The organism is Paenibacillus sp. JJ-100, from assembly GCF_948329825.1.
GTDB lineage: Bacteria > Bacillota > Bacilli > Paenibacillales > Paenibacillaceae > Paenibacillus.
Window position 1 is genome coordinate 791,376 of the sequence record NZ_CAOJCM010000002.1, and the last position, 20,468, is coordinate 811,843.

The window sequence follows — 20,468 nt, forward strand, 5'->3', positions numbered from 1 at the left end:
CACCATTGTGACCTCTCTTCATAAAAAGACAGCCAATTGCACTTTCTGATATGTATTATGCAGGATTTGTGTTTATGAACGACGCGGTGTGGGAGAGTAAGTGAGGTGCCCGGCAGTAGCTGAAATTAAAAAATCATAAAAAAGATCACATCAGTCTTGTTTAACCAAGTCTGATATGATCTCTTCTGTATACAGCCAACAGGCTCCGAAAACAAAAGAATAAAGTCCTCTTTCGCTTTCGGCTGCATGTCGAGTTCGGGCAGATTCGGTTCAGGTTTTGCCATACCAATAGAATGTGTCAGGCTTCATGTACTTCGGCCACTTTTAGAGGTTCAGGCTCAGGCTCCATGCCTTGAGTAAAAAACTCTCTGAGATCACGGTTACGATAAGCCAGGATGCCGACCGCAAGCAAACCGACACCGGAAACCAGTGTGATATAGTACCAATCTACAACTTCCAGAAGTGCACCGTATACTCCCATTCCTACAGGTACGGCGATCGTTATTACCGTGTTCACTACCCCCAAAACGCTAGCCCTTATCCGTTCGGGTATATAGAGCTGAACATAAGAAAGCATTGGAATATTGCCCATTGTGTTGAGTATTCCGGTAAACATCAAGACAATCATGAAACCTACCATAAGCACAACCTTCGTACTTGTTTCAAAGATGGGCCACTGCGGAAACATCCATAGGACAATCATCAACGCTTGCATCTGGATGAGAATGAAGATTTTGTTGGTAATAAACCGGTTAATGACCGGTACCGATACAATAACGGCCCCTATAATTACGCCTGCTGCCAGCGCCGCTTCGATAAATGATAGCTGCTGTGGCGTCATATCAAGCGCTTGATACACGATAAAGGGCAGGATCAGAGAAACGGCTGGAGCTATTACAAAGTTAATAAATATAAAAATCATCAGCAGATACTTGATCGCAGCCCGGCCGCTAATGTATTTGTAAACCTCTTTAACACTTTCAAAATAAGGCTTGGATTCTTCGATCTCCTCTTTGCGGGGTGAGAATTTCAATAACAAATTCAAAAACCCGGAGAGAATGAACGCAGCTCCCTCAATCAAAAAGATATGCTCCAGCCCAAATTTGCTGTACGCCGCTGCACCGATCACCGGTCCCAGTATACCGATGAGTGCAGCGATGCTTTGCGTGCTGGAATTGACCGTCGGAACTCTTTCCGGAGAGACAATATTGGGAACGGATGAGTTTACCGTCAGCGTAAAGAGCGCTTGAAGCGCGCTCAAGATCATCGAATAAACAACGAACAGCCATATACTGTCATGAAAAGACTGAAACAAGAACATGAGCGTTAGAACTGAGATTCCGCACAGGAAATCACAGACGATCATAATCCTTTTTTTACTGCGGCTGCGGTCGACGAACACCCCAGCGATAATATTGACGAATATACCCGGTATATAGGTGAAGCTCAACACTAAAGCGAACATACTCGATGAACCGGTGAGATCCAGGACGTACAGACTGAGTGCGAAGCGAAAAATGGATGTTCCCAGTTCGGTGATTAATCTGCTTAGACTAAAAACGATGATGTTAGTTGAGTCTCTCATATTTTTACACCCTTCATATGCTTCCGTGCAGCTTCATCTAGCATCGTGCGAAGAGTATCCTGATTCTCTTCTGCAGGAATAACAAGTGTCATGTGAATCTGATTCTCTTGATGCCACGCCATGCACAAAATTCGGTTGGGTTCATCACAATTCACACCATCTTCCTCCAGATAGTCCAAGTCTGTTTCCGTTGCGAGTTCACCCAGATAGTTGAAATTGATCGGCATCTCCTGATGGGCTGCGGCCAACCGCTGCGCAACATCCATAAAGGACGGGTCAATCGACTCGTTGTACAACAGATTCGCAAAATGAATATTATGCTCGGAGGCGGATTTCAGCATGACTTTGATTTGTTCGATTTGCCTGTCCATTTCTTCTCCGCAGTCTATCAATAGCGGAATATAATCTATGCATTCACCGACCATATCGAAATAGGATTGATCCTGATACTGTCTTCCAAAATGTGTCATCCATAACGGAATCCGTGACTTACCGAAGTACGTTTCGAAGAATGCAGCGCATATCCCCAAAGCGGTCTTCCATTTCAGCTCTGCATCCGGCGTTTGCGATAATTCCATTTCAAACGGGAGGCTGTGGTGTAGCACCGTAATCTTAGCCGGGTCCAGGTCGCTGCGCTGATACATACTGACGGCGATTTCCCCAGCAGCGGCTGCAAATGACGGAATATTGTAAAGCTCGTTGAAGCTTGCTGCCGATATTCCTTCCGGTCCTCTGCGAATCTGGTCGGCAAATTCGGTAAAGGTCCGGCTTATTTTCGTTTCCTCAACTCTCCCTTGACTTAGGAGTTCATATTCATGGATTACTCGATTACGCAGAATTTCATTGCTCATGTAATCGAAAATCGTATGAGAGAATGGGAGCAGCAGGACGTATTCCTTTACGTTTTGCTTGACCAGCAGTACCCGGTACATCAATGGATCGCTGCTTGTATACGGCCTGATGAAGAATTTTTTCATAAGTGCCCGCAGCATATCCCTTTGCGACTCTGGTTCAAAACCGGAAATATCTAAAATGGGCAGGTCAAGCTGCTCCGGACTTTCATGCAATCTCCAACGTACGGTTTCCGTTTCAGTGTCTTCGATGAGTACACTGCGCATGACTTCCTCGGCGGATACAACTCGCTGCAAGGCTCGGCCCAACAACTCCGGCTGAATCGCTTTTCTAAATTTAACCATAGTACCCGAAACATCTTTATGTTTGAAATGGTACGTTTGCGAAGGCGAAATGTCATACTCTTTGACCACCGTCCGGTTTGTAATACCTTTGGCGTACTCCTTCTGCTTCTGTGAGATTGAATCCATCATAGACTCTATCCAGTCTGTACCATTCATTTGCCGTAAACTCAAACGGTTGTTCAGTTCCTGCTTGCTTAGGTTCAGTTCTGATACTGGTGGCAGCGCGCTCGAAGCATCCGCAATGAAGTGCGGTTGAATCCGCTCGTCCAAGTGTGCAGCAATCAAGTTCTCTGCTCTCCGCTTCAGTCCCTCATCCATCCCTGAAATGTGGAGGACGATGAATTCCTCATCATTTACGGAATAATTTTCCCAGCTGCATGTGCGATCCAGACATTCTCCGAGCCATTGCTCCGCAGCGGGAATATCCATCAAACGGTGCTCCGATTCTACCGTTACGGAACCTACCACAGATGCAGCTAGCTCGGCAGGAGTCTGGTGAGCGAACACCTGATTTATACTCAGCTCAAAACCGAGATTACCCAGCTTCGAAACAACCTGCATCGCCTTTAAGGAATGTCCCCCGATTTCAAAGAAATTGTTGTGGACGCTAACTCGCTCCAGTCCCAGCACTTCCGACCAGACCTGTACAATCGCAGCTTCCATCTCGTTCCTTGGCGGAGTATACTCGGTCTCGGTTACATCATAATCCGGCTCGGGAAGCGCTTTTCGGTCTACTTTACCATTCACGTTGAGCGGAAGCTGGGCCATAAATAGGATTACGGTCGGTATCATGTAGTCAGGAAGATGCTGTGCCATAAACTCCTTTAACAACTGTACGGTTAATTCAACCTCCGCCACAACATATCCGCAAAGGATTTTATCCTGAGACTCCCCGGCCTGTTTGACCAGAATGACAGCTTCTTTCACGGAAGGATGACTGAGCAGTACATTCTCAACCTCACCTGTTTCGATCCGGAATCCCCGAATTTTCACCTGATTGTCCATTCTGCCTATAAACTCGATAGAGCCGTCTGGAAGCCATTTGGCAGCGTCCCCGGTCCGGTAGACCCGATCTCCGGGAACAAACGGATTGGAGAAAAACTTCTGCGCCGACAATTCTTCATTGTTTATATATCCCCGAGCCACGCCGTCTCCACCTACCCAAAGCTCGCCGGGAACACCAACAGGATTCAAATTCCCGTACTTATCAACAATATAAGCCGTAGAATTGCTGATTGGCGGTCCAATCGGAACGCTATTTCCGTATGCCTTATCAATAACGAAGCAGCAGGAGAAGGTTGTATTCTCCGTAGGCCCGTACCCGTTTACCACGGTTAACGGACCAGATTGCTCTCTTACCTGCTGAATATGTTTCGGGGAGAGAACATCTCCACCGACAATTAAATAGCTTACACTGCGGAACATGCTTGGCTTGTGTTGAGCAAACTGGGTAAACAGCGGCGACGTTAACCATAAAGTCGTAATTTCCTGCTGCTGGAGTGCAGATTCAAAGAGGTCTGGGTCCAGCAACGTAAGTTTGTCAACCAAATGCAGTCTCGCTCCGTTCAGCAACGCCCCCCATATATCAAATACACTGACATCGAATACGGGTGCTGCCGTTTGCAAGACCCGGTCTTCAGGACTGAAGCGAACATAGTTGGTATTCTTGACCAATCTGGAAACACCCAGGTGCTCTACCATAACGCCCTTAGGAAGTCCGGTTGATCCTGATGTATACATGACATAGGCGAGATTGTCGGTACCCGTCTTATTCAGTAAGTTCGGAGCATTCTCGTTAGAGAGCTGACGATGATCCATCAAGATGACTTCTGCTCCGCAGGCTGCCCGGTCTGCAAAACAGCTTCGGGCGAGCAGCCATTTGGCTCCGCTGTTTTGGAAGAAATATTCCACCCGGTCGCGCGGAAAGTCCGGATCAATTGGAAGATAAGCACCTCCCGCCTTGAGAATGGCAAGCATCCCGATAATCATTTCCAGCGTACGGTCACCCATAATGGCAACGATCCGATCAGGACCTACGCCCTTCTCACGCAGCAGTGCCGCAAGCTGATTTGCTTTGGCATTCACTTCGCCATAGGTTAATTCGATACCATCACAGACCAACGCGATGCTTTCTGTATGCTCAGCCGCCTGCTCCTCGAACAGTTCGTGAATGGTTTGCCTAGGGTACTCGGTTTTCGTGTTATTAAAATCCCCAATAATCTGACTCCGTTCTTCTTCCGTCAGCATATGAATGTCGGAGAGCCGGATCTCCACATCTGTCGTCACGGCCTCCAGAATTTGCAGATAATGCATCATCATCCGCTTCACTGTATCTTTAAGGAAGAGCTTGCGAGCATATTCTACATCGAGGCAAATTTGTGCATCCTCTTCTGTTGCCGTAATCATCAGATCGAACTTGGATGTTCCGTTATCGAAGTTATACGGCTCTATAAGAAGTTCACCAAGCTGTACTTCCCCGACGCCCACGTTATCTACAGCAAACATCGTATCAAACAGCGGATTACGGCTGACATCCCGCCGTACATTCAACCTTTCGAGCAAATCTTCATATTGGACCATCTGGTGCTCGAATGCTTGTAGCGAATGCTCTTTAACTTCCTCTAAAAAATCAATGAATCGTTTGCTACCTTCAGGTTGATTTCGAACTGCCAGGGTATTGACGAACATACCCATGACTCCTTCGAGTTCCTTTTGCAGTCGACCGGAGGTCGGTGTGCCTACAATAATATCCTCCTGGTTGGCATATTTGGATAAAAGAATGTTGTACGCAGCCAATAGGAACATGTATAACGTAGTTCCGGTCCGGGAAGCCGCCCCAAGAATCCGGGAGCTTAATTCACTGTCGATGGCAATAGAGAAGGTGTCACCTTCGAAGCTCTGGATTTGCGGCCGTGGATAATCTGCCGGAAGGTTAAGAGTGGGCAGCTCTCCTGCAAAACGCTCCAGCCAATACTGTTCCTGCTTCGCGTAGGCTTCCGATTGAAGCATCTCACTTTGCCATGCTGCGTAATCCTTATATTCAATACGTGATGAGCTGTCATCCAGCTCCTGGCCGCTATACAGCAAGTTCAATTCCTGAACAAGAAGGCGGATCGATCCTCCATCCGAAACGATATGATGCATATCGATGATCAACATATGCCTGTTCTCTCCCAAGTTAGCCAGCCCTACGCGCATTAACGGCGCCTGTTGCAAGGAGAAAGGTTCTACGAACCGCTCTATCATTGCCGCAAGATCGTCCGGATCTTCCGGTGCCTCAAGCTCCTGAATAGAGAAGGAAACGTCGTGATGCACCATCTGCATCAGCTCTCCTTCTACGAACCGAAACGAGGTCCTGAACGCTTCATGCCTGCGAATGAGGGCAGTGAATGCCTGCTGCAGCCGTGCACGATCCAACTCCCCCGTTAGCTGTAAAACAAAAGGCATATTATAAGCTGTCTCCGCTCCCACAAGTTCATTGAGAATCAGCAAGCGCTTCTGTGATGATGACACCGGATAAAGCTCCCTTTCCGGCACCTTGGTGATCGGGGAATAGCTTGTTTGCTCCAAAGCCTCAACCGCCACAGCCATCTGTTCTAGCACAGGATGTTGAAAAATACTGCTTAACGGAAAGTCGATCTGGAAAGCTTCCTTGATGTAGGCCGCCAGCGCTGCCGCTTTGAGTGAATGCCCGCCCAGTTCAAAGAAATGACTGTATGCTCCGATTGGTGCCGTTCCAAGAACCTCCGACCATATTTCGGCCAGCTTTCGTTCCGCTGTGCCACGCGGTGGCACATAATTATCTGCTGTAGCAGATGCAAAGTCCGGCTGTGGAAGTGCTCTTCGATCTACCTTTCCGTTGGAGGTTAGCGGAATTTTGTTCAATTCCACATAGTGGACAGGGATCATGTATTCCGGTAGCTCCCGCGCCAGACGTCCCCGAATCTCGCGGACGGAAAGGTCACAGGTTGTCGTAATATAAGCGCACAACTCTGTTTCCTGCTTCGGATTTTGAACCACAGTAACGATAGCCTCCGCAACGCCCTCCTGTTTGAGCAGGACATTCTCCACTTCTCCAAGCTCTATGCGGTAACCGCGAATTTTGACCTGCTCGTCCATCCGGCCCAGATACTCCAGGTTTCCGTCAGGGAGCCACCTAGCCAGATCTCCGGTTCTGTACATTCTTTCCCCGGTGTGAAACGGATCGGCGGTAAACTTCTCCGCTGTGAGATCGTCTCTGTTCATGTATCCCCGCGCCAGACTGTCTCCGGCAATGCACAGTTCACCGGGAATGCCGATCGGCAGGAGCTTGTCTTTTTTATCAAGGATATACACCCTCACGTTATCAATCGGGGAGCCGATCGGGATGTTATCGTATTCGCCATTCACCTTGAAAGCTGCCGTCACAATGGTGTTTTCTGTCGGCCCATAATTATTTACAAGCTCATAGGATCCGGGATGATAAGACTTAAGCTTATCTCCGCCGGTAAGCAGCACACGCAGGGAATCGTTCTTGATCTGGGTAAACTGCTCGCAGACGGCCGTAGGCAGGAAGCTAACAGTGATGCCCTGTTCGTTATAGTAATCCGCCAATCGCCGCACATCATATCGAATTTCCTCTGGGATAATATGAAGCTCACCGCCCGACAAAAGCGAGGGGAATATTTCCCATACAGAGGCGTCAAAGCCGAATCCGGCGTATTTGGTACTTTTGTCCTCTGGCGTCAGCCCGTAATACGATTGATACCATCCTGTCATATTGAGCAGGGAGCGATGTTCGATCATTACGCCTTTTGGTTTCCCCGTAGAACCTGACGTATAAATCACATAGGCCAAATCGGCGGACGAACCCTCTGGTGTGGAGAACGACTTCTCTATATGAAGCTCACTGTCGGGCATCAGGACTTCCTCTAAATCGATCCAGGGAAGGCTCAAATCTTTCGATTGTGCCAGCTCTTTTTTTGTCAGAAGCAGGCCTGCCTCGCTATCCTCCAGAATGTAAGTAATACGATCGGCAGGGTACTCATGGTCGATTGGGAGATACGCCGCCCCTGTTTGTAATACCGCAAGCACTGCCACAATCATTTCGACCGAATGTTCGACCATGATTGCCGTGATCCGCCCGGGTTTCACGCCCTTTTCCAGCAGTACGTAAGCAAGTCTGTTCGTTTGTTCGTGCAGTTCACGGTAAGTCAGCCGCTTGTTTTTAAAAACAACAGCAGTACGATCCGGCGTTCGCTTGGCCTGTTCTGCAAACGACTCATAGGCAGTTCGGCTGCTTGCAAAGTCCTTTTTCGGCCCATTGAATTGTTCCAGAATCCGGGCCCGTTCCTCCAGCGGAAGCAGTTCTATATCTTCAAGCTTGATATGCCTGCTAGCAACTACTGACCTCAAAACCTCAATGTAGTGCGTCATCAGGCGCTCAATCGTCCCCGCTTTAAACAGCTTGGAGGCATACTCTGCTTCGATAGACATTCCCCGGTCTTTTTCCGTTACCGTCAATGTCAAATCAAACTTCGACATCCGTCCATCCCAGGAACGGGAACGTACGGTGAGTCCGTCTAAAGCCAACTCTTCAATCCCAAGGTTCTGAAGCGTAAAGACCGTGTCAAACAGCGGGTTGCGGCTTAAATCGCGTCTGAGTCTGATCTTCTCGATAAGCTCCTCGTATGGATAGTCCTGGTGCTCGAAAGCCTGAAGCGTCGTTTGTTTCACTTCACGCAGGAATTGATCGAACGTTTTTGTTCCTTCCGGTTTTACACGCAAAGCAAGCGTGTTGACGAACATGCCTACCGTTTGAAGCACGTCCGCATGAGATCTGCCCACCGTCGGAGACCCAATCACAATATCCTCTTGGGAGGCGTATTTGGACAGCAGTATGCTGTAGGCAGCCATCATAACCATATACAAGGTGGCTCCCGTTTCGTTGGCCAACTGCTTCAACCGTGACGTCAGCTCTTCATCGAGACTTAGGGAGGAAAAAGCTCCTTCAAAACTCTGAATCTGCGGTCGTGGATAATCGGTCAACCAATTTAGCACGGGCGGCTCTTCAGCAAATTGATCAAGCCAGTAATGCTCCTGCTGCTGCTTTTCCTTAGAACCGGACTGTTTATGCTGCCAAACGGCAAAATCTTTATATTGAACAAGTTGAACCGGGTGCTCTGTATGAGGTGCTGCATCTGCTTTTTTACCCAGACTGTTATACAGCTCGCAGAATTCCTGAACGATGATTCCGATCGAAGCACCGTCGGCAACGATATGATGGATATCAATGATCAGAAGGCAGCTTTCTTCACCTATGGTGGATCGTCCTGCCCGCAGCAAAGGAGCACTTGCAAGATCGAACGGTACGACGAACCGGTCAACGATTTTTTCTATATCCTCTTCAGGATGAGACTCCAATTCCTCTATGGCAAAGGTTACGTTCTCATGCACGATCTGGACGGGTTCCCCATGCAGAGATACAAAAGAAGTACGTAAGGACTCATGCCGGGAAATCAACATTTGGAAAGACTGTTCCAGCCGATCGACATCAAGCTTACCCTCGATTTGCAGGACAAACGGCATATTATACGCTGTTGTAATTCCTGCCATACTATTCAAAACATACAGGCGCTTTTGCGCAGAGGACACCGGATAAAACTCAGCCTGAGGAGCTGGCTCGATTCCAACAAATTCCGCATCTTCGTTCCTGTTGATTCTCGCCGCCATCTCTGCCAGAATCGGCGTCTGGAATATATCGCTCAAAGGGAGCTGGATCTGAAATTGCTTTTTCATTTCTGTGACCAACTTTAACGCTGTCAGGGAATGACCGCCAAGCTCAAAGAAATGATCATTCACCCCGATTGAAGGAATGGCGAGGACAGCGCTCCAGATGTCTGCCAGCTTTTGTTCCGTTTCGTTCCGTGGTGCAGCAAATTCTTTGTCGTCATTAGCAGCATTAGTATCCTGGGGCTCCGGCAGAGCCTGCTTATGAACTTTGCCGTTCGGAGTAAGCGGCAGCTGGTCCATAAATACCCAATGAACAGGTACCATATAATCTGGCAGATCATTCAAAAGATACCGTTTCATACATATCGCATCGAGATTTTCCGCACCGACCACATAAGCACATAATGATTTCAGACCGTCACCCTTATCTATTACTGTGACTACAGCCTCCTTCACACTGACATGCATCTGAATCCGGTTTTCAATTTCTCCGGTTTCGATGCGGAAACCGCGTATTTTCACCTGATGATCCAATCGGCCAATGAAATCAATGCTTCCATCCGGGAGCCAGGTCACCAGATCCCCCGTACGATAGATTCGTTCTCCCTCAATAAAAGGACTTGCAATAAACTTCTCCGAAGTCAGGGACAGATTGTTTATGTACCCTCTCCCTACACCATCACCACCAACCCACAATTCTCCCGGAACACCGACAGGGCACAAGTGCCCGTATACGTCGACGATGTAAGCAGTAGTATGGGCGATTGGTCCACCGATTGGAATTCTTGTGTCCTCCAACGAATGGATCGTATAGCAGCAGGAAAACGTCGTATTTTCAGTCGGACCGTACCCGTTAATGATTGTCGTATGGTGGCATTGTTCCGATACAAGCTTAATATGCTTAGGAGAAAGGGTATCCCCGCCGATGATTAAGAAGCGAAGAGGACGGAATATAGTCGGGTCTAATTGAGACAACTGATTGAACAAAGGGGACGTGAGCCACATGGTTGTAATGCGGTATTCACAAATCGCTTCTCCCAACAACTGTGCATCCAGAATGGAGTTTTTGTCGATGATATACAGCTCCAGACCGTTCAATAGCGCCCCCCAAATCTCAAAGGTGCAGGCATCAAAAACAGGTGCTCCAGTTTGCAGAATGCGGTCGCCAGGTTCAAAAGGGACATAGCTGTTGTTTTGCACGAGCTGTACCACATTACGATGTTCGATCATCACCCCTTTAGGACGCCCTGTCGAACCGGAGGTATACATGACGTAGGCCAGATTTGTGGGCGTAGGAATCTTTTCCCCAGCAGTAGTACGGTCCATCAGAGCTGGAGAATATTCATGCTCTTCCCAATCCAGAATGATAGATTCGACTCCGTCCATATCCTTATCCGCATAACACTCGGGCGTAACGATCCATCTCGTTTCACTATCGCTTAACATAAAGGCAATGCGCTCTTCCGGATACTCCGGATCAATAGGCAAATAGGCACCACCAGCCTTCAAAATACCCAACATTCCCACTACCGTCTCCATGGAACGGTCGCCGATCAAGCCTACGACGCTGTCTGGGACAACGCCTTTTTTTCTCAGTCGGGATGCTAAGCGATCGGCTCGTGCATTCAACTCCGCATAAGTCAGTTTGTCATCCTTATTCACGATAGCGATATTTCCCGGGTTCATTCCAGCCTGACGCTCGAACAGCTGCACAATCGTTTGATCCCTTGGATATTCACCGACGGTGTTGAACTGGTGCAGGATTTGCTGCTTCTCGTCGTCTGTAATGACTGAAATTTGCTGAATTAAGATATCCGCATTCCGGCTGATCTGATCAAGCACCTGCTCGAAATTTCCAAACAAACGGTCCATTGCGGCCTCGACATACCGAGCTGAGTTATATTTGAATTTGACTTCGAGCCCGGCGTTCGGCATAAGAATCAGGTTAAAGTCATAATGCGTCTGCTCAAAATCTTCAAGCTCCGTAATTGCAAATACTTCTTCCTCTTCATCCAGAGGGTCCGCACTCACCGGGTAATTTTGAAAGGCATAAATATGAGAGATCAGCTGCTGCTTCTTGGAAGTCAGAGATTGAATCTCAGCCAGCGGATAAAAGTCGTAGCTTTGTGTTTCTAAGGAGGCCTGTTGGACCTTGTGAATTAATGCAGAGAACGGCATCCCGCCTTGAAAGGAGATGCGGATCGGAACCGTATTAATGAACAATCCGACCATGTTCTCGATCTCCTCCACCTCAGCCGGTCGGCCGGAGGTGACGGAACCGAAAATCACATCCTCGGTTCCGTTATAGCGGCCCATTAACAAGCCCCAGGCCGACTGGAGCACAGTGTTTAAAGTTACTTGATGACTTTTGGCCAGATGCTCCAGTCGCAGCGTTGTTTCCTGGCTTATTTTGTAGATGCGATCTACTTGAACGGCCTGCTTCACTTGCTGCGTCTCCCCGCTGCCTTGGCCATTCCGTCCTACCGGGATGCGCATGCCAAAGGATGGCAGTTCGATATCAGATTCGTAGCCTTCCAAGTATTCAGCCCAGTAGCTTCGGGCTTCCTCACGATTCTGCCTGTCAAGCCATTGGATGTACCGTGAGAAAGGCGGCGCCTCTTCCGCGGATGAAAATGTCCCTTGGCTGAGTGATTTGTAGACGTCAAACAATTCCTGAACGATTGTTTTTAAACACCAACCGTCCAAAATAATATGATGATAGCTCCAGATTAGCTTATAACTGAGATCACCCGTCTGCAGCACGGCCGCGCGAAGCAGCACATCTTTGGTCAGGTCGAACCCCTTCTTCTGGTCGTCTTGGATATAACTTCGGATATGCTGCTCCTGTTCCGCTACGTCAAACGACGATAAGTCCTTATAGAACACGGGCATGAAGCGCTTTTTAAATACAACCTGCTTTGGGCTTTTCGTATTTTCATGGATAAAATTAACCCTGAGCACATCATATTTGTCGATCAGGATATTAAAACTTTTCTCCAATATCAAGGCATCGAGCTTTCCCGAGACGGTGCAGGAAAACTGTTCGAAGTATGCGCCAGAAGCCGGGTTCAAATAAGAATGAAACAGCATTCCTTCTTGCATCGGTGTTAGGTTGTATACCCCCGCAATAGTCAGCTTATCGGTCAAGACCATCTCTCCCTAAATTCATTTTTATTGGTTATAAAAATCCATAATGGCTTCCAGCTCTTCAATGGACAGATCGTCTCCCCCCACATCGGAAGGCGTGAGTTCCTGAGTCTCTTTTTCTATACAGTGCTTGATGATTTCCATCAACTGTGTCTTAAAGCGCTCCCCCAAGAGGCTGATTTCAGCTCCCGTATATTCTGCAAGATTATATTCAATCGACATCGTCAAACAGCCATCTTCTACAAGACCCGTAATATTCAAAGCTACTTCTCTTTCGGCTTCCGGGCTGACGGTTTGACCGTATGGCACATCAGAAGCACCGAACACTTCTGTGTTCACATCGTTATCGAACTGTCCCAGGTAATTAAACTTGATTTCAGGCTCCAACCGGAACTGCAGCTCTTCCTCCCGCCGATTCGACCCAAGATATTTCAGGATGCCGTAGCCAATACCCTTGTTCGGAATGCGGCGCAAGTTCTCTTTGACCGATTTGATATGGTAGGATATATCAGCTGAACCCGGAATGTTCAATACAACTGGATAAATGGAAGTAAACCAACCGACCGTTCTGCTTATATTCACATTCTTGATGATGTCTTCCCTACCGTGGCCTTCAAGACAAATCAAAACATTGTCCTCGCTTGTCCATTCCCTAACGGCCCGTCCCAATGCAGCGAGAAGAATATCGTTGATTTCCGTGTTGTAAGCCTTATGCACTTTACCAAGAAGCTGTCCAGTTTCAGCTGCAGCCAGCTTGAAAGTATACTCCATATTATCCGAGACTCTTGCCTTCCCCTCAAAAAGGCTGGATTTAGGCAGGACCTTAATGTGCTGCGATTCAAGTTGCTGCCAGTATGACTTTTCTTTCTGCAGCATCTCACTGCTTGCATATTCCGTTAATCGATCCGCCCACGTCTGGAAGGAATCCGTCTTGGACGGCAGCACGATAGGTTTGCCCTGCTCTGCTTGATGATACGCAAGTGTCAAATCCTCGAATAAAATGCGCCAGGAAATACCGTCAATGATTAAGTGGTGAATAATGATCGCCAAATGATCCCCCTGGCTTGTCTTGAATAATCCCGCCTTGACTAACGGTCCGTTTTCCAAATCCAGGCTGCCATGCAGCTCATCAATCACTCGGGACATCTCCATCCGGCCATCATGCCCATCGGCCACTGTCTTGATGATCAGTTCGAACCATGAGTGCTCCTCCCGAATGTTCTCACCTCTGTTATACTGCATCCATAATCCTTCATCGTATTTAAAAACCATTCTTAACGCATCATGATGGCGAATTAGCCCAGTGAAGACTTCCTTTAGCAGAACCTCATTGAATCCTTCACGCTTATGGAGAACGACAGCCTGGTTCCAATGATTTGCTGGTGAGAATCCGCATTCAAAGAACCACTTCTGAATAGGAGTAAGCTTCACCAAGCCCTCGACTGGTCCCTGATCAATTTCGCGGTGATCTGCCTGAACATATTTGGACAGCTTCCGAATCTCCGGATTCTGGAACAGGTCTTTCATTTTCAACTTATAACCTTGATTGCTCAGCTTCGAAGAAATTTGGATGGCTCGAATTGAATCCCCCCCGAGCTCAAAGAAATTATGATCGATCCCGATCCTGCCGACGCTGAGAACCTCTTCCCAGATCGTCGCCAGGATTTGCTCCACTTCATTACGAGGCTCCGTATAATTCTCATCCGATGCGGCACTGCGGTCGGGAGCAGGCAATGCATCCCGGTTAATCTTGCCGCTGATCAGCAGCGGCATTTCTTCAAGAATAATAAAGTGCGCAGGGATCATATAGACAGGCAATGTTGCTGCCAATTCATCTTTCACCTCGAAGAGACACATCTCTTCGCTGCCCTGCACAGAGGGCTCCAGAACCAGATAAGCACACAAATATTTGCTTCCAGTATCATCTTCTCTAGCCAATACAACAGCCTGTTTGATATGTGGGGATTGCATAATGCAAACTTCGATTTCTTCCAGCTCAATGCGGTAGCCTCTGATTTTAACCTGAAAATCTTTACGTCCGAGAAACTCCAGATTTCCGTCATGCCCCCAGCGCCCTAAGTCACCCGTCTTGTACAGCCTAAGGCCTTTACCCGATTCCGGGATATATGGAGCAAATGGATCTTTACCGAAGGACTGGTCCGTTCTTTTCGGATCATGAATATATCCGCGACCTACACCGGCACCAGATACGCAAATTTCTCCGTAAACGCCTGCTGGACAAAGGTTCATCTGGTTATCTACCACATACAAATTCAAATTCGCCAGAGGTTTACCAATTGGAACGAAATATGCCTCTTGAGGCAAGTCGCGGATCACGAGCTGACTGATATCATCAGCAGCTTCCGCAGGGCCGTAAGCATTTACGATTGGAATTTCGGGATACAAGTTCAGCCATCTCCGGGCCAAATCCGGTTTTATCGTTTCTCCCGTAAGCATCAAATGACCTAGAGAGTCCAGTTTCATCCCTTTCTGTTCCAGCACGTCCAGCATGACTGTCAAATAAGATGGGACCACTTCCAAAAGCGTCACATGATCGGCGGTGATTGCCTCCAAGAACCGTTCTGCTTCAAGCACCAGATCTTGTGGATACATCGCAGTCGTCCCGCCCAATGCAAGAGCGCCAAAGCACTGCCATACCGAAATATCGAAACAGATATTGGCGTTCTGAGCAAAGACCAGACGATGATCCAGATTCAGAGCATCCGCTTCCGCAAGAATGTGATTTAATAACCCCCGATGCTCAATCATTACGCCTTTGGGCTTCCCGGTCGAGCCAGAGGTAAACAATACATATGCCAGACTGTCCGGACCCTGCCATGTCCCGATATTCGCCGGACTTTCTGTCTCTATGTCCTCCAGTACCCGATCGAGGCAAATTATTGCCCCTTTATACTGCTCTTCCAGCCCATCCCGAATATATTCGGAGCGGGTGATAAGAACTCGTGCAGCGGAATCCTTCAAAATGCCTGTTATGCGCTTGTCTCCATAATCGGGGTCGATTGGAACATAGGCGCCTCCGGCCTTCCAGATTCCGAGCACGCTTTGAATGAAGTCGGGAGACCGATCCAACATCACGGCTGCAATCGTTTCCTCCGGCAGATCACCCAAATGCCTTTGAAGGTAGCGGCCAATCCGGTTGGCTTGAGCATTGAGTTCAGCATAACTCCATTCGCCTCCAGCAAATTTCACTGCTGGCGAATCCGGCTGCTCATTCGCGAAACGTTCAAAGCGTTGGGGAACACTCAGATTGAAATCGTAGTCTGCCTGTTGTCCCTGGCCCCAGCTCATTATTTCTCTGCGCTCTTCCACACCGAGCAGCTCGACGTTGGCCAGTGCTATATCAGGAGTCGTTACAAGGTTGTGGAGCAGCTGCAAGTAGTGACGACCCATTTGTTGTACGGTCAATTCTGAAAACAAATCAGTATTGTACTGCAAATCTAGAGAGATCTCCGTATGATCCGCATAAACGTCCAGCATCAAGTCGAACTTGGAGATATCGTTCTTCATTTCATATGGTGTGAGTCGTAGCTCGCCTAAAGAAACTTCCGGCTTCTCGCGATCCGTCAAATTGAACATGGTGTCAAAAAGCGGGTTTCGGCTTGTGTCACGATTCAAATCAAGCAGCTCTACCAACCGTTCGAAAGGGAAATCTTGATGATGGATTGCTGATAACGTGTGATCCATAACTTCCCTGACTAATTCGCGAAAGGTCTTCTGATGTTTCGGAAAATTACGAAGTGCCACTGTATTGATAAACATCCCCAGCATGTGCTGTACATCCCGATGATTACGCCCGGCGGCCGGCGTTCCGACAATAATTTCCTCCTGCCCGCTATACTTCGATAACAGGGTACAGTAAGCACCTAACATCACGGAAAACAAAGTTACGCCCATATCCCGAGACAGCTTCTGAAGGGACACGGCAAGCTCCGGGGACAGTGAAATATGCAGTGTCTTGCCGTTAAAACTCTGTACGGCCGGTCTACGGTAATCCAGCGGCAGGTTTAACAGTGGCAGTTCACCACGGAAATGCTCCAGCCAATACGATTCATGGCGCTTCATCTCCTCCCCGCCGAGCCGCTCATTCAACCAGATGGCATAATCCTTATATTGGATATCAAGCGGCGGCAGGTCGTTGTCGCTATACATCCGCTCCAGTTCGTTCAGAAGAATGACTCCCGACAACCCATCGGAAATAATGTGGTGCATATCGATCAGTAGCACACCCTCGGCCTGTCCAGTATGAAGCCATTGAACCCGCAAGAGCGGTGTTTCTTCCAAAGAAAACGGGCGTATAAACGACTTGATTTGTTCTTCGATGTGCTCCTTGCCCGCACCAGTCATTTCTACCTCTTCAAGCTTACAGACCGCTTCGGGATGAATGATCTGGACGAGCTCCCCGTCAACAAACCGGAACGAGGTTCGAAATACTTCATGACGGTCAATCAACCGATTGACCATATGTTGGAAGCGCGCAGCATCGAAATGGCCTTTGACTTGGTAAGCGAACGGCATATTATATGCCGTTGATTCCGACTCCTCTAGCGTATGTAGCACGTATATTCTTCTTTGTGCCGGACTAACCGGATAAGCATCGTGGACAGGTGCCGGTGAAATGGACTCTGCATCGTATTCAGCACCGTTCATTTCACGGATTCGCTCCGCCAAAAGAGCAACAGTCGGATACTCGAAAATGTCCCTCACTGTTACATCAACCCCAAGCTCCCCTTGTATACGGGAAACAAGAATCGTTGCTTTTAGTGAATGTCCGCCTAACGTGAAGAAATTATCTTCTATGCTTACCCTCTTTATTTCCAAAATCTCCATCCAGATGGAAACCAAGGCCTTCTCCGTATCATTACGTGCAGGCACAACTTCGCCCTCATTACGCTCGTTGACAGGTTCGGGTAAACCACGTCGGTTAATTTTGCCATTGGCATTATGCGGCATATCCTCCAGCTGCACAAAAATGGTAGGAACCATATAATCCGGCAAACAGGCTATTAGATACTCCTTCAACTCAGATGCCGTAAGATCGACATAAGAGGTGTAATATGCACATAAGTATTTCTCGGCTTCGCCCCTGACAAGCACTGCTGCTTCCCGAATTTGTTCGTGCTCGCTTAACCGGTGTTCGATCTCTCCGAGTTCGATCCGGAATCCCCTGATTTTGATCTGTTGATCCTTGCGGCCAATAAACTCGACATTACCGTCAGGAAGCCATCTTCCAAGATCGCCAGTTCTATATAATCGGACGCCTGAACGGGAAGCAAACGGATCCTCTATGAATCCTTTTGCAGTCTGCTCTGGATCATTAAGATAACCTCTTCCTACCGCAATTCCAGCTACGCAAATTTCACCAACGATTCCAATCGGACACAGCTGCATTTGTTTGTTAACAATGTACATTTGAATATTGGACAACGGTTTGCCGACCGGGACATATCCCTTGACCTCAGGTGCACGATCCATGACATATTGGCAAATATCATCAGATGCCTCGGCCGGCCCGTACGCGTTAACCATTTTGATCCCGGGGCACAGCTCAAACCAGCGTGCAGCCAGCGAAGGAGTGACGGCTTCCCCTGTAATCATCAAATGCTGCAGAGATTCAAAGCGAAGAGAACGTGCCTGAACGATATCCAAAAGCACACTCAAATACGACGGAACGACTTCGAGAAGTGTTACCCGATCCCGGATAACCTGATGGATGAAACGCTCGGGTGCAAGGATCAGATCATCTGGATAGATAACCGTGGTCCCGCCAAGCACCAATGCACCGAATAACTGCCATACCGAAATGTCAAAGCAATGGTTTGCCGTCTGTGCGAACACAATATCATCGGATAAATGAAGATCATGCGCCTCAGCCCAAATGTGGTTCAGCATTCCCAGGTGCTCAATCAAGACTCCTTTCGGTTTTCCCGTCGAACCCGAAGTAAAGAGTGTATAGGCCAACTCGGTCATTGCTACCGGTACACATATATTGCTTTCGGCCTCTTCACCCTCGGGAAGGACGAGGTTGTCCATCTCCGCGAACCGACCGGGATAACGTGCTTTCAGCTCATCCTCCACGTGTCCGGATAATGCAACAACGATCCTGGCATTCGAATCAGCAATGATCCCCGTCTTCCTCTCCTGTGGATAATGAGGATCGACAGGTATATAAGCCGCTCCTAGTTTCCAAATGGCGAGTATACTCGCTACCATAAGCGGTGAACGGTCCAGCATCACCGCTGCAAAATCGCCCTTTTCAAGCCCGTGCTGCCTGAACAAGCGTGCCAAGCGATTCGCTTTTCGGTTCAACTGATCGTAAGTCAGATATTCCTCCTGATAGCAAAGCGCAGTTTTTTCCGGATGACGCCTTGCGTGCTCCTCAAATAGTTCATGTGCAGGCTTATCTAGCCTGAATTCATTTTCGGTGTCGTTGAAGTCAGTTAGAATGACCCTTTTTTCCTGTTCGGAGATGATCTCGATATCGCGCAAACATACCCCATCATTGTCCAATACAATGTCCACGATTCTCTTTAAATGTCCTTCCAAGCTGCGCAGAAAATGCTCGTCATAGAAAAATCCGTTATAGGTGAACAGCACTTCGAGTTCCTCTTCCGGAAACACGGTCACGTCCAGATTGTAATTGGTATGTTCCACCATATCACTGTCAATTATGGACAGACTACCTCCATCCCCGCCCATCGTATCCAGCGGATAATTCTCAAAAACGAGAATATGGTCGATCAGTTGATTTTTGAGTACTGTTTTGGATTGAATATCTGCCAAGGAAACATAGTTATACCGGTTCGCTTCAAGCATGGAATCATTCACTTGGGTAAGCAGCTCTTGAAATGAAGTGTGTTTATCGGTTCTGATTCGTAAAGGAACTGTGTTAATAAACAGCCCCACCATGCTCTCGATACCTGGCAATTCTGGCGGCCTTCCCGATACGACAGAACCAAATACAACATCCTCGCTATCGTTATAACGCTGTAATAACACACCCCATATGGCGTGGAATACCGTACTTAACGTCACCTGATGTTGGACGGCTAGCCTTTTCAGACGCAGGGTTGTATCTTCATCCCATTTAAAATGGTATTTCCGATGATCGAATCCTTTCCGATCATCCCCTTCCCCCAGGGATGGGACCGTCGCACGTAATTCATAATCCTCGAGGTATTGGCTCCAGTAATGCAGTGCTTCCTGCTGGTCCTGCTCCCCAAGCCACCTTATATAATCGCTATAAGGATATACCGGGGCCAGCCGCAGCTGTGAATTACTCTCCAAAGCCTCATAAATCTGGAACAAATCTTGGGCAAGGATTCCCATACACCAGCCGTCCATAATAATATGGTGAAATCTCCAGACGACATTATAGACATTGTGATCTAGTTTAAACACCGTCATGCGGAAGAGCGGACCTGTCTCCAGATCGAATTTTCGCTCCAGGTCCCGTGCTTTAACCATCTCGATGTGTCTGGTCTGTTCTTCCTTAGGATAGGTTGAAATGTCCTCAAAGCTCATTTCCGGCTCGTATTGGTTCAAGACAATCTGCAGAGGCTGTTCTACGTCCGTATATATGAATACCGTTCTTAATACATCATAGCGTTCTACCAATGAGGTAAAACTGCGCTGCATTATTGGAATAGACAGCATCCCTTGAATGGTGAAGGAAACTTGCTCAAAGTACGCTTCAGAGTCGGGTTCTAATAAGGAATGAAACAAAATTCCTTCTTGAGTCGGCGTAAGCGGATATATTTTATCAATTTCATAATTGCTCAATGTCACACTCTCCCCATCTACTTTGGCTG

General features: G+C 48.0%; 3 protein-coding genes. All 3 read right to left on the minus strand.

The features are described from left to right. Nucleotides 1–298: 298 nt before the first annotated feature. Genes PQG66_RS10310 through PQG66_RS10320 form a run of 3 tightly spaced genes read right to left on the minus strand, consistent with a single transcriptional unit; the run spans nt 299 to nt 20,439 of the window. A complete protein-coding gene (locus tag PQG66_RS10310) occupies nt 299–1,585 on the minus strand; it encodes an MFS transporter (RefSeq protein WP_272037595.1) in 1,287 nt (428 codons plus the stop codon). Continuing rightward, entirely contained in the window at nt 1,582–12,639 is an 11,058-nt protein-coding gene (locus PQG66_RS10315; protein ID WP_272037596.1) for a non-ribosomal peptide synthetase, read from the minus strand. The genes PQG66_RS10310 and PQG66_RS10315 overlap by 4 nt, the downstream gene beginning before the upstream one ends. A 24-nt stretch (nt 12,640–12,663) precedes the next feature. Continuing rightward, nucleotides 12,664–20,439: a non-ribosomal peptide synthetase gene (locus tag PQG66_RS10320; protein WP_272037597.1), complete on the minus strand. Its 7,776-nt coding sequence runs from the start codon at nt 20,437–20,439 to the stop codon at nt 12,664–12,666. Between the last annotated feature and the right edge of the window lie 29 nt (nt 20,440–20,468).

Excerpts from the sequence above, each read along its gene's own strand:
- PQG66_RS10310 (WP_272037595.1), bottom strand. The coding sequence starts at position 1,585 with ATGAGAGACTCAACTAACATCATCGTTTTTAGTCTAAGCAGATTAATC.